Here is a 12,075-nt window from a genome sequence, read left to right as displayed (position 1 = left end):
AAATATGAAAGAAGCACTCGGTCTAGTGGAAACCAAAGGTCTAGTCGCTTGCATTGAAGCTGCTGACGCAATGTGTAAAGCAGCCAATGTGGAACTGATTGGTTATGAAAACGTCGGTTCAGGTTTAGTGACTGCCATGGTGAAAGGCGATGTCGGTGCAGTTAATGCAGCGGTTGAGTCTGGTGTTGAGGCGGCAAAACGTATCGGCACAGTAGTGACTTCTCGTGTTATTGCAAGACCACATAACGATATCGAGAAGATTGCAGAGCAACATAAAGCCTGATTATTCAGGTGCTGCCAAGCAAAAAAACGTTATTCAGCTAAATTTTTAACTCCTGTATGGGGGAAAACATGGTTGCATTAGATAAAGATTTGCAATCCCGACAACTGGCTCGCGAGCTAGTTCGTAACGCGAAAAATGCACAACAACAATATGCGAAATTTTCGCAGGAAAAAATCGACAATATAGTCAAACACATTGCATTTGAAGCTGCTCGTCACGCAGAAGAGTTGGCAAAAATGGCCAGCGAAGAGACCGGCTTTGGTAAATGGCAAGACAAAGTACTGAAAAATACCTTTGCGTCATTGCGTGTGTATGAACATATGAAAGACCTAAAGACCATTGGCATTATCAATGACGATAAAGTGAAAAAAGTCATGGATGTGGGGGTACCTTTAGGGGTTATTACAGCGTTAGTGCCTTCCACTAACCCAACTTCAACCATTATCTATAAAACCCTAATTGCACTGAAAGCAGGTAATGCGATTATTTTTTCACCGCACCCTAATGCGAAACAGTGTAGTTTCCGCGCGCTAGAAATTGTCAAAAAAGCCGCACTAGAAGCGGGAGCACCTGAGGGAATTGTCGATGGTGTGACATTGCTGACATTGGAAGCGACAAAAGAATTAATGCACAGCAAAGATGTGTCATTAATCTTAGCTACTGGCGGTGAAGGAATGGTGCGTGCGGCTTATGCATCAGGCACACCAACTATCAGTGGTGGTCCAGGTAATGGTCCTGCCTTTATTGAGCGTAGTGCGGATATCAAAAAAGCAGTGAGCGATATCATCACCAGTAAAACATTTGATAATGGCGTGATCTGCGCTTCAGAGCAATCCATCATCGTAGAACGTTGCATTTATAACGAAGTTCACCGTGAGCTATTAGCGCAAGGTGCTTATTTTATGAATGATGAAGAAGCAGCGAAAGTCGCTTCTATGTTATTGCGCGCTAATGGCACGATAAATCCTGCGGTGGTTGGTAAAGATGCTATCTATTTAAGCCAGCGCGCCGGTTTTACTGTACCTGCTAATACCCGCGTCTTGATTGCACTACAAGATACTGTTTCACCGAAGAATCCCTATTCACGGGAAAAACTGTGCCCAATCTTAGGTATGTATATTGAAGAAGATTGGCAATCAGCCTGTCATCGTGTGGTGCAATTGCTCACTAACGAAGGCTTAGGTCATACCTTAGTGATCCATACCCAAAATGAAGATGTTATTCGTCAGTTCTCTTTAGAAAAACCCGTTAATCGTATTTTAATTAATACTCCGGCGGCATTAGGTGGTATTGGCGCAACAACCAATATTACTCCTGCGTTAACCCTAGGTTGTGGTGCGGTAGGCGGTGGTTCTAGCTCAGATAACGTCGGCCCGATGAATTTACTGAATATTCGTAAAGTCGGTTATGGGGTACGTAGTGTTGAAGAGTTAAAACAACCTTGTCCATTAGCACAAGAAGCTGCTCAACCTGCTGTTTCTAGCGCAAATTACCACACCAGCATTCTTGATGATGATCGTTTTCGTTCACCTTCTTTAACCCCTGTTCATGCGGAATGTGCAACAGCACAACGTCAAACACAAGGTGATGATCGCTTTGGCGCGTCCCCTTATACAACGACAGTCAGTGCGTGTGCACAACAAGTGATTGAACAAGGTGAGATCACCGAAGAGAACGTGGAGCGCATTATCAAAGAAGTTCTCGGACGTCTGGGTAAATAACTCATTGATAGAAGGCGATATAAACCATGATCCTCGCAAAGGTAATCGGACACGTAGTCGCGACACAAAAAAGCCCTGAACTGAAAGGAAGCAATTTATTAATGATAGCGACCTTAGATGATGAGCTTAATCCACTGAAAAATAAAACCTATGTTGCAGTGGATAGTGTGGGTGCAGGTATCAACGATGTGGTGTTGGCTGAAGAATACTTCGCACTAAACAAAGATCGTTACAAGGCGATGTCCGTGGTTGCCATTGTTGAGAAGGTTTATCGGGACAGTAAGGAGTAATAACGACATGAGTGAGTTTCTGATAAAACCCAAAATTCAGTTTGGCACCAATGCACTGAATTTTCTCTCTGGGTTAACTGCCCGCCGCGCATTTGTGGTGACAGATAAAGCAATGGTGAAGTTTGGCTTTGCAGATAAAGTCACTGAAAAATTAATGCAACGAGGTATTGAGTTTCAAATCTATGATGATGTTGCATCAGATCCTGATATTTCTGCCATTGTCAGTGGTATGAAAATAATGGATGCCCATTATCCTGATTTGGTTATCGCACTCGGCGGTGGATCTGTTATCGATGCTGCTAAAGCCGTTATGTACTCCCTCTGGCATACCCGTAAAGAGCACAGTAGAAGTAAACCGCAGTTTATTGCGATCCCCACGACCAGTGGTACTGGCTCTGAAGTGACCTCTTTTTCAGTGATCAAATCACGCAGTGAAAAACTGGTATTGGTCGATGAGTTTATGTTGCCTGATATCGCGATCCTCGATCCTGAACTTGTGAAATCTGTACCTCCTGCAATTACCGCTGATACGGGTATGGATGTCCTTTGCCATGCATTAGAAGCTTATGTGTCTAAAGCTGCATCTGATTTTTCTGATGCGATGGCAGAAAAAGCAGTCAAATTAGTGTTTAGCCATCTGCTTGATTGTCATCATCAAGGGGATAACTTACTTGCTCGCGAAAAAATGCACAATGCATCTTGCATCGCAGGTATGGCATTTACTAATGCGTCGCTAGGTATTACACACAGTCTTGCCCATGCATTAGGCGGTGTTTTTCATGTCCCTCATGGCCGTGCGAATGCGTTATTGATGACACATGTTATTGCCTTTAATGCCAATCTTCATGGTGATTGTAATAGCGAAGCAGCGAAGCGCTATGCCTACCTTGCCCAAAGTTTAGGATTACCTGCGCAGACGGTAAAAGAAGGCGTTATCAGCCTTATTGTCGCCATTAATGTATTGAAAGATGAAATGGGTATGCCGAAGAGTATTCGCGATACCGGTGTCAGTGAAGCGGACTTTTATGCCCGTTTAACGGAAATGGTCGGACAGGCTTTACGCGATAGCTGTACGCCGACAAATCCGCGTGACGTAAACACACACCAATTAGAAACATTGTATCGTCAGGCATTTGCCGGTGTATCACACAGTTAATGCTCAATTAATACCGATTAGGTCTAGTAAAGAACATCAGGAGAGCCTCACATGGCCAAATATTCTTTGACGCCACGCGTAAAAATGCTGGCAGAACGTTTAGTTTCACGTAACAGTTCTATTAGCACAGAGCGTGCGACGATTTTTGATTCATTAGATAACAATATTGCCGGTGTGCCCCAAGCGATTAAACCTGCACAACGCTTTTATCAGTTTATTCGTCATTTTCCAAGCTATATCGCTCAAGATGAGCTTATTATCGGTAGCCAATCCTCAACACCACGTGGTGCGATTTTCCACAGCGAAGAAGAAGTGCGTAGTGACTCTATTTATCGCTTTTTAAGTATCAATAATAGCGTTGCATCACCTGATTATATGCTGGTGGTGAATCAAGGTTTCTTAGCCATCAAAGCACAACTTGAAGATAGAATGAGAAGCATTGGTAGTGCGGTAAATCGTAGCAGTATGGATGAAGCCAATTTCTGCAAATCGGCGATTTATGCATGTGATGCGGCACTTTATTTTGCACAACTACTGTCAGCTAAAGCAGAAAATTTAGCCGCAATGGAAGGTAATCCATACCGTAAAGCTGAATTATTAGAAAGTGCGGCTATTTTACGTAAAGTACCCGCCAAACCAGCAGAAACCTTTAAAGAAGCGGTACAAGTTTTCTATTTATTACAGCTTATTCTTCATCTGGAGAATGGTAGCTACGCTATCAACCCAATGGGCTTTGATAAAGCACTATACCCATTCTATCAACGTGATATTGACCAAGGCCGTTTAACGCCAGCACAAGCTTATGAGATTGTTGAAAGTCTTTGGCTAAAACTGGCTGAGCTATCCGAAGTGCGCGCAACGAAAGAAGTCGATGGCTATCCAATGTTTGATGCCATGGCCCAAGGTATCGATATTAACGATCCTCGCGTCAGTATTAACGAACTTTCAGAAATGTTGTTATCAGCGCGCGCTAATCTATCAGCATTACACAGTTCACTACAAGTCCGTTTATATAACGGTCGTATGAATACACCACCGCAATATGCTTCACCTTCAGCCAATGTTGTTACACCGGCGACAGCAAATGGTGAGTTGACTGTAATGGAAGGCTTAACTCCCCGTCTACAGCGCCTGCGTAATCGTTATTTAGAGGCTCGTCCTAGTGTTTCAATTTATAGAGCATTAGCCTTTACTGAAATTGCTCGCAATAATCCTGGTTTACCCCCTATTTTATTGCGTGCTAAAGCTTTCCGCCGTGCTTGTGAAACCGCACCTATCTTAATTCAAGATGAAGAGCTTATTGTGGGACATCCTTGTGGGAAACCGCGTGCTGGCGCTTTCTCTCCTGATATCGCATGGCGTTGGGTACGTGATGAACTCGACACCATGAGCACGCGCCCACAAGATCCATTCCAAATTTCAGAAGAAGACAAAAAAGTCATTCGTGAAGAGATAGTGCCATTTTGGGAAGGTCGCTCTTTAGATGAAATCTGTGAAGCGCAATACCGCGAAGCGGGTGTATGGGAGTTCAGTGGTGAAACCTTTGTCAGCGATCTCTCTTATCATCAAATTAATGGTGGTGGTGATACTTGCCCTGGTTATGACGTGCTGTTATTCACCAAAGGGATGAACGGTATTAAAGCTGATGCACAAGCGAAATTGGCTGAATTAAGCATGGAAAATCCTGCTGACATTGACCGTATCTATTTCTATAAAGCGTCGATTGAAAGTTGTGAAGGGGTTATCGCTTATGCTCATCGTATTGCCGAGCATGCCCGTGAATTAGCCTCTAAAGAGAGTGATCCACAACGTCGTGAAGAGTTATTGACCATTGCTCAAGTCAATGAAAATGTTCCTGCTAATCCACCAAAAACATTGCAAGAAGCACTGCAAAGTATCTGGACTGTAGAGTCATTGTTTGAAGTTGAAGAGAACCAAACGGGACTTTCTTTAGGTCGCTTAGATCAATACTGTTTCCCAATGTATGAAAACGACATTAAAACAGGTCGTTTAACGCGTGAACAAGCACTGGAAATGATGCAGGCCTTTATCATCAAATGTGCCGAATTAATGTGGATGTCTAGTGAACTTGGCGCAAAATATTTTGCCGGCTATCAACCCTTTATCAACTTAACGGTGGGGGGACAAAAACGCTCAGGTGGCGATGCTTGTAACGATTTAACTTACTTGATTATGGACGCAGTACGTTTTGTGAAAGTGTATCAACCTTCACTAGCTTGTCGTATCCATAACCAATCACCACAGCAATATATGGAAAAAATCGTTGATGTGGTCAAAGCGGGAATGGGCTTCCCTGCCTGTCACTTCGATGATTCTCATATCAAGATGATGTTGCGCAAAGGCTTCGACTTTGAAGATGCACGCGATTACTGCTTAATGGGCTGTGTTGAACCACAAAAATCAGGTCGTATCTATCAATGGACATCAACGGGTTATACCCAGTGGCCAATTGCCATTGAATTTGTATTAAATCGTGGTCGTATGGTGCTGTTTGATAGCTACCAAGGCTTAGACACCGGCGATTTACGTGATTTACGTACTTATGAGGATTTCGATCGCGCGGTTAAAGAGCAAGTCGCACATATTATTCGTTTATCAGCAATTGGTACGGTTATCAGCCAGCGCGTTCACCGTGACATTGCCCCAAAACCACTCATGTCGCTATTGGTTGAAGGTTGTATGGAGCAAGGTAAAGACGTGACAGCGGGTGGTGCGATGGTTAACCACGGACCGGGTCTGATCTTCTCTGGTTTAGCCACTTATGTCGATTCTATGGCGGCAATTCGCAAACTGGTTTATGAAGACAAAAAATATACCTTAGAGCAAATACGTGACGGCTTATTAGCTAATTTTGAAGGGCACGAAGAGTTACTGCGTGACTGTTTAAATGCACCGAAATTTGGTAACGACGATGATGTTGTTGACCAATATGCGTTAGACATTACCGAATGGACTGAACGTGAATGCCGTAAATATAAAATGCTCTACTCCACATTTAGTCACGGTACGTTATCTATCTCTAATAACACGCCAATTGGTGAATTAACCGCAGCAACACCAAACGGTCGTTTAGCATGGAAACCATTATCAGATGGGATCAGCCCTACACAGGGTGCCGATAAACATGGCCCAACTGCCATCATTAAATCCATCAGCAAGATGAATGTTGAAACCATGAATATCGGTATGGTTCATAACTTTAAATTCCTCAAAGGCTTGCTAGATACCAATGAAGGACGCCAAGGATTAATTACCTTATTAAGAACTGCCTCTATTTTGGGTAATGGTCAGATGCAATTTAGCTATGTCGATAATGAAGTACTGAAAAAAGCCCAATTAGAGCCTGAAAAGTACCGCGATTTAATTGTCCGGGTTGCTGGCTACAGTGCGTACTTCGTTGAATTATGTAAAGAAGTTCAGGATGAAATTATTAGTCGTACAGTGATTGAGAAATTCTGATCATAGACCCAAGGAGGGCTAAGAGTCCTCCCTATTAATCGCGACAAGACAAGATGTAAATTTATCGAACAAGGATGTTTGATGCAGATTTGGAGGCGTAAAGATGGAGACGGCAGCAGAAATAAGAGGGCGGATATTTAATATCCAAAAATACTCTATTTATGATGGTGATGGTATTCGTACTCTGGTTTTCTTAAAAGGCTGTAATATCCGCTGCCCTTGGTGTTCAAACCCAGAAGGTCTTAGCAGTGAATTTCAGGTGATGTACTCTCGCGATAAATGCGTGGATTGCGGTAAATGTGTTGATGTGTGTCCGGCAGGTGTGCATTACATGACAACTAATGAGCAAGGGCAGCAAGTTCATCGCGTTGATCGTGCCGTTGATTGTATTGGATGCCGTCAATGTGAAGAAGTGTGTCTTTCTGATGCACTGGATATTATGGGTAAAGATGTCTCTGTATCTGAATTGATGGACATTATCATGCAAGATTACGACTTCTATATCTCTTCCGGCGGTGGTGTCACAATCGGTGGCGGCGAAATGAGTTTACAAACGGATTTTGCTGTAGCTCTGCTACGTGAATGTAAAAAGATGATGATCAATACCGCGGTGGAAACACAAGCAACCACTAATGTGGCTAATTATGAAAAATTAGCGCAAGTCGTTGATCAGTTTCTAATTGATATCAAACACATTGATACTACTCAGCATAAAGCATTATTTGGTATTGGTAATGAGAATGTCCGCCGTAATTTAGAGCGTTTGATGGATCTCGGTGCAAATGTGGTTATCCGTATGCCTTTAGTGCGAGGTTATAACGACTCTTATGATGCGATTACTGGTGCAATTAACTACGCCATGGCGTTGTCAAAACGCGGTAATCTTCAGCGCATCGATATCCTACCTTATCACCAATTTGGCCGTAATAAATACCAAAAATTGGAGATGATCTACCCCATTAAAAACGATCCGGGATATACGCCAGAAGAGCTCGATCGCTTAGAAGCCTTCTTTAAACAATTTGATTTTGAGATCCGTCTTGTCCGCCACTAATCAGTAGGAGAGAAAGATGAACAGTTTAGGTGTGATTGAAACACGCGGATTAACCGCTGCGATCCAAGCTGCTGATGCGGCTTGTAAAGCTGCCAGTGTTGAAATTATCGGTTATAGAAAAATTGGATCAGGGTTAGTTTCTGTCTGTTTTCAAGGTGAGATCAGTGCGGTAAAAACAGCGGTTGAGCATGGTGTAGATGTGGTGAGCCAAAAAGAGTTGGTTATCGGATCACTCGTCATAGCAAGACCTGAGCCAAGTGTTATCACCAAATTGTTGACAATAAAAGGTAAGAAAAAAAGCACTGTTATTAGTGAAGAAACACAACAGAATGCGTTCAAAACGCTGGCTGAAAACAGGGTTGAAACTGTCATGAAGCATGAAAGTGGCGATAGTGACGCGACAAAAGAAGTTGCAGATCGACTGGCTCAAAATAGTGCCCCTGAAACTAAAGCAATGACAGCAGATAAAGCACCAAGCAGTAAAAAAGAGAGTAAACCTGAAAGCCGTAAAGGTAAAAAATAATGATTAATCAACAACTAATGGGAAAAATTCTCACTCGTTTAAATATCCCCAATGTGGGAATGGGCATAAATCAAGGGATCGCTATTCCTGTTGGTATTTCTAATCGACATGTACATCTTTCACAACAAGATGTAGATGCGTTATTTGGTCACGGCTATCAGATCACCCCGTTTAAAGATCTAAAACAACCGGGACAATTTGCCGCCAAAGAGTGTGTGATGGTAGTCGGGCCTAAAGGCTCTATCAGTAAAGTTCGTGTTTTAGGGCCGGTTCGTCCACAAAGCCAATTAGAAATTTCAAAAGCAGATTGTTTTGCATTAGGTATAAAGGCACCCGTGCGTAGTTCCGGTGATTTAGCAGGCTCCGGTAATGCGGTTTTAATGGGGCCTGCGGGATATGTGGAATTAAAACAGCAAGTCATTTGTGCTCAGCGTCATATTCATATGAATAATATTGATGCTAGAGCGTTAAATGTGACCAATGGTCAGAAAGTGCATGTAAAAACAGAGGGTGAACGTAGCCTGATTTTTGATGAAGTGATTATACGCGTCAGTGATAAATTTGCATTGGAATTTCATATTGATACCGATGAGGCAAATGCGGCAGGACTTAGAAATAACGACAGCGTGTTTATTGTCAGCTAAGACCATGAGGTGAGGTAATGGACAATCAATTAATTGAACGGATTGTTGCAGAAATAGAAAAGCGTATAAAAAAGCCGGTGTTGTTAGTTTTAACACCGGCGCTGGGATATCGTGATGAAATCTATCAACGCATTAGCCATTTTTCCACTGTACGGGCCTCTATTTTTGTTACCACACAGGCACAGCAATGCCATGATTTATCGCAGTGGTGCCATGTAGGGGATATCACTAAAGCCGATGAGTTTGATCCCCATAGGTTATCCGCTTATCAGGCATTATTTATTCCCTATTTTGACAAAAAGCTGGTGGGGGAAATTATTAATGGGTTAATGATTAGTGAAGAAGGAACACTTATTCATTCCGCATTGGCTAAAAATATTCCTATTATTGCATTACCTTACTTTTGTCAGCCAAACAGTGAAATTAATCAAATTTTAGGTTTAAACCAAAATGAACACTATAACTTAGTGCTAAAACAGAATATTGAACGATTAATATCAATGGGTATTACTTTTTGCTCAATAAATGAAGTTGAAGATAATTTAAAAAAGAATGCTTTTGATCACAATTTAAAATTTATTAATAAAACGGAAACAAAACAACCGAATAATAATCGCTATATTACTTTGAAACAAGTAATGAGCAACCCTGAAAAATACCAATTATCACAAGATAAATTAACCGATTCTGCTATTGAATATTTAAAAAGTTTGAAAGATTAAAATATACCATATCTAAAAATTTAGGAGTCTTATTATGTCCCCAAAAGCAAAATCATGGCTTTGGATGCTGGCGGTTATTATTTCAGAAACCTCAGCAACCTCGACCTTAAAAATGTTTGATAATAGTGAAGGAATAACAAAGACATTATTATTAGGATTAATTATTGTTCTTTATATTGTTTGTTATTATTCATTATCTCGTGCAGTTAAAAATATCCCAGTAGGCTTAGCTTATGCCACCTGGTCCGGAACCGGTATCTTAGTTGTATCTACTTTAGGTATGGCATTTTACGGTCAACATCCTGATACGGCTGCTATTATTGGTATGGCAGTTATTGCCAGCGGGATCGTCATTATGAATCTGTTTTCGAAAATGGGTTCCGAAGAAGAGTCAGAAGAAACGACGGAGTTATCAAATATAAAACAGACTGTATCGTCAGTGAATAAATAAATCTATTTCTTAATAATCTATATTTAATAAAACTATTTTTTAATAAATAAGTACTTTATTAAAATAAATAAGGATAACCATTATGTTTACCGGATTCTTATGGCTGGCGCTGTCTATTGGTTCTGAAATCACGGGCACTTCAATGATTAAAAAGACCAATGGTTTTAGTAAATTAGCTCCCTCTGTTTTAGTGATTGCCGCTTACTGTATTTGCTATTTCGCTTTAACACGTGCAATGGGCTATATCCCTGTTGGTGTGGCATATTCCTTGTGGTGTGGATTTGGTATTGTTGGGGTAACATTAGTTGCCATGATTTTATATAAACAAAAACCCGATCTACCCGCTATATTCTCAATGGCATTGATTATCTCTGGTGGGATAATTATGAATACCTTTTCAACGATGTAAGATAAGTTTATAAACAAGAGACTAAATTGTCTTTTAATTTTAAATGCCGATATGTTATTCAAAAATATCGGCATTTTTATATTCACTTATATTCATTTCTTAAAATGAACATGAGTGAGAAAAGATGTTTTTTTTATATTTTAAAGTTTTTACCAATATAAAGTTGGGAGACGGTTATGTAAAATTAAGTTATAAAAGGGTGATATATGCCAAAAATAGTTTCTTATATAAGTACAAAATTTAATAGCGTAAAAAATGCTTTAGGAATAAAAGATACCACGGGAAATCCTAATTTCAGTAGTGTTAAGAATAGTAGTGCTATATGGTATACAGAAATTTTATCTGAAAAAAAAGCACCTGTTCTCTATATGCGACAAAATATCAATAACGTAAATAATATCCAAAGATTAGTATCTACCGAAGTTCTTAACAAATTATATTATGATGAAAACTCACCTCAATATGATGAAAATAATTATCAATGTGTACCTAATTCTAGATATAGAGTACGATATTGTAAAAAAACTTTAATAGAATCTAATGGGGTATTATTACCTACTAATAATGTGAGTGTTAAGAACTCTCCTTATACGACTATTGCAAGCCAATATCCTCTTAATGATAAAGAGAGTTTAAAACATTATTTTAATATGTTATTTGATAATGATATAAAGACAGTTTATGTTTTAGCCTCGAATAAGGATATTAAATGGGACTTCTCAAAACCTGATAGTGAATATGATAAAATCAATTCTAAGCAGAAAGGGTTTAAATACTTTAGAGAGGATTTTTATTCAGATAATATAGAATCTCGCCGCTTTAAGAAGTGGGATTTCAGTCGTTTTAAAATAAAAGGTAAAAATGGGAAAGTTATAGAAAATAAAAATGGAAATAATGAAGTTTTAGGAAATAAAAGAAGTTTAGATTGCAAAGTATATATTAATAAATTAACTAAAAAAGGTTGTGATGAAAATAAAGATATAAACTTTGTACATATTTATAATTGGAAAGATCATACAGCAATAGATGCGACAAAATTAAAAAATACAATTGATTTGATTGGCAAAAAATTAACAATAAACCCAACAAAAGAAAATATAGCTGTCCATTGTCTTGCGGGATTAGGAAGAACAGGGGAGTTTATTGCTTTAATGGAGATGATGAAAATGATAGAGGCAGGAAATACAAAAACAAAAAGCTTAGAAAGTATTCTCGTTCATTTAAGGGAAAATCGCAGTAGGGAGGTACTTAAAAGGAAATCACAAGTTGATGAGCTGATTAAGTTTGCAATAAATCATAACATTCCTTTAGTCAATGATAATATTGAAATAAAATAATATTT

Annotated in this window: 12 protein-coding genes; all 12 read left to right on the top strand. The window is 39.8% G+C overall.

Annotation, left to right across the window (positions count from 1 at the left end; genetic code table 11):
* The first annotated feature begins 4 nt into the window (after positions 1–4).
* The 12 genes from AACQ49_RS06330 (at position 5) to AACQ49_RS06275 (ending at position 12,070) form a co-directional block, all read left to right on the top strand.
* Positions 5–283, top strand: a complete 279-nt coding sequence (locus AACQ49_RS06330) for a BMC domain-containing protein (protein WP_004245869.1) — start codon at positions 5–7, stop codon at positions 281–283.
* Positions 284–351: 68 nt separating this feature from the next.
* Complete coding sequence (locus tag AACQ49_RS06325) at positions 352–2,004, top strand: acetaldehyde dehydrogenase (acetylating) (protein ID WP_004249183.1); 1,653 nt, start codon at positions 352–354, stop codon at positions 2,002–2,004.
* A gap of 26 nt (positions 2,005–2,030) precedes the next feature.
* Positions 2,031–2,294 (top strand): EutN/CcmL family microcompartment protein, encoded by a 264-nt coding sequence (locus AACQ49_RS06320; RefSeq protein ID WP_004245867.1) that lies wholly within the window; start codon positions 2,031–2,033, stop codon positions 2,292–2,294.
* Positions 2,295–2,301: 7 nt separating this feature from the next.
* Positions 2,302–3,450 carry a 1-propanol dehydrogenase PduQ gene (locus AACQ49_RS06315; protein ID WP_004245865.1) on the top strand — a complete coding sequence of 383 codons (1,149 nt, stop codon included), beginning with the start codon at positions 2,302–2,304 and terminating at the stop codon, positions 3,448–3,450.
* 51 nt (positions 3,451–3,501) lie between these two features.
* Positions 3,502–6,930 carry a choline trimethylamine-lyase gene (gene cutC / locus AACQ49_RS06310; RefSeq protein ID WP_088207009.1) on the top strand — a complete coding sequence of 1,143 codons (3,429 nt, stop codon included), beginning with the start codon at positions 3,502–3,504 and terminating at the stop codon, positions 6,928–6,930.
* A gap of 103 nt (positions 6,931–7,033) precedes the next feature.
* Positions 7,034–7,984: a choline TMA-lyase-activating enzyme gene (gene cutD, locus AACQ49_RS06305; protein ID WP_004245863.1), complete on the top strand. Its 951-nt coding sequence runs from the start codon at positions 7,034–7,036 to the stop codon at positions 7,982–7,984.
* A 16-nt stretch (positions 7,985–8,000) separates the two neighbouring features.
* Positions 8,001–8,507 (top strand): BMC domain-containing protein, encoded by a 507-nt coding sequence (locus AACQ49_RS06300; protein ID WP_088207010.1) that lies wholly within the window; start codon positions 8,001–8,003, stop codon positions 8,505–8,507.
* The gene (locus AACQ49_RS06295) at positions 8,507–9,151 is read left to right on the top strand and encodes a phosphate propanoyltransferase (RefSeq protein ID WP_088207011.1); all 645 of its coding nucleotides are present in this window, start codon (positions 8,507–8,509) and stop codon (positions 9,149–9,151) included. Before AACQ49_RS06300 ends, AACQ49_RS06295 begins: the two co-directional genes overlap by 1 nt.
* A 17-nt stretch (positions 9,152–9,168) precedes the next feature.
* Positions 9,169–9,873: a hypothetical protein gene (locus tag AACQ49_RS06290; protein ID WP_060555725.1), complete on the top strand. Its 705-nt coding sequence runs from the start codon at positions 9,169–9,171 to the stop codon at positions 9,871–9,873.
* A gap of 34 nt (positions 9,874–9,907) precedes the next feature.
* Entirely contained in the window at positions 9,908–10,324 is a 417-nt protein-coding gene (locus tag AACQ49_RS06285; RefSeq protein ID WP_004249190.1) for a DMT family transporter, read from the top strand.
* An 82-nt stretch (positions 10,325–10,406) separates the two neighbouring features.
* Positions 10,407–10,733: a DMT family transporter gene (locus AACQ49_RS06280; RefSeq protein WP_004245856.1), complete on the top strand. Its 327-nt coding sequence runs from the start codon at positions 10,407–10,409 to the stop codon at positions 10,731–10,733.
* Positions 10,734–10,939: 206 nt separating this feature from the next.
* Entirely contained in the window at positions 10,940–12,070 is a 1,131-nt protein-coding gene (locus AACQ49_RS06275; RefSeq protein WP_088207012.1) for a protein-tyrosine phosphatase family protein, read from the top strand.
* The last annotated feature ends 5 nt before the right edge of the window (positions 12,071–12,075 follow it).

The organism is Proteus sp. G2675 (assembly GCF_963886535.1).
Lineage (GTDB): Bacteria > Pseudomonadota > Gammaproteobacteria > Enterobacterales > Enterobacteriaceae > Proteus > Proteus mirabilis.
The sequence above is the reverse complement of the archived record's forward strand: the minus strand, read 5'-3'. Positions and strand labels throughout refer to the sequence as shown.

What these genes read in the sequence shown, in the direction of transcription:
- AACQ49_RS06330 (WP_004245869.1), top strand. Translation starts at nt 5, where the DNA reads ATGAAAGAAGCACTCGGTCTAGTGGAAACCAAAGGTCTAGTCGCTTGC.
- AACQ49_RS06325 (WP_004249183.1), top strand. Translation starts at nt 352, where the DNA reads ATGGTTGCATTAGATAAAGATTTGCAATCCCGACAACTGGCTCGCGAG.
- AACQ49_RS06320 (WP_004245867.1), top strand. Translation starts at nt 2,031, where the DNA reads ATGATCCTCGCAAAGGTAATCGGACACGTAGTCGCGACACAAAAAAGC.
- AACQ49_RS06315 (WP_004245865.1), top strand. Translation starts at nt 2,302, where the DNA reads ATGAGTGAGTTTCTGATAAAACCCAAAATTCAGTTTGGCACCAATGCA.
- cutC (WP_088207009.1), top strand. Translation starts at nt 3,502, where the DNA reads ATGGCCAAATATTCTTTGACGCCACGCGTAAAAATGCTGGCAGAACGT.
- cutD (WP_004245863.1), top strand. Translation starts at nt 7,034, where the DNA reads ATGGAGACGGCAGCAGAAATAAGAGGGCGGATATTTAATATCCAAAAA.
- AACQ49_RS06300 (WP_088207010.1), top strand. Translation starts at nt 8,001, where the DNA reads ATGAACAGTTTAGGTGTGATTGAAACACGCGGATTAACCGCTGCGATC.
- AACQ49_RS06295 (WP_088207011.1), top strand. Translation starts at nt 8,507, where the DNA reads ATGATTAATCAACAACTAATGGGAAAAATTCTCACTCGTTTAAATATC.
- AACQ49_RS06290 (WP_060555725.1), top strand. Translation starts at nt 9,169, where the DNA reads ATGGACAATCAATTAATTGAACGGATTGTTGCAGAAATAGAAAAGCGT.
- AACQ49_RS06285 (WP_004249190.1), top strand. Translation starts at nt 9,908, where the DNA reads ATGTCCCCAAAAGCAAAATCATGGCTTTGGATGCTGGCGGTTATTATT.
- AACQ49_RS06280 (WP_004245856.1), top strand. Translation starts at nt 10,407, where the DNA reads ATGTTTACCGGATTCTTATGGCTGGCGCTGTCTATTGGTTCTGAAATC.
- AACQ49_RS06275 (WP_088207012.1), top strand. Translation starts at nt 10,940, where the DNA reads ATGCCAAAAATAGTTTCTTATATAAGTACAAAATTTAATAGCGTAAAA.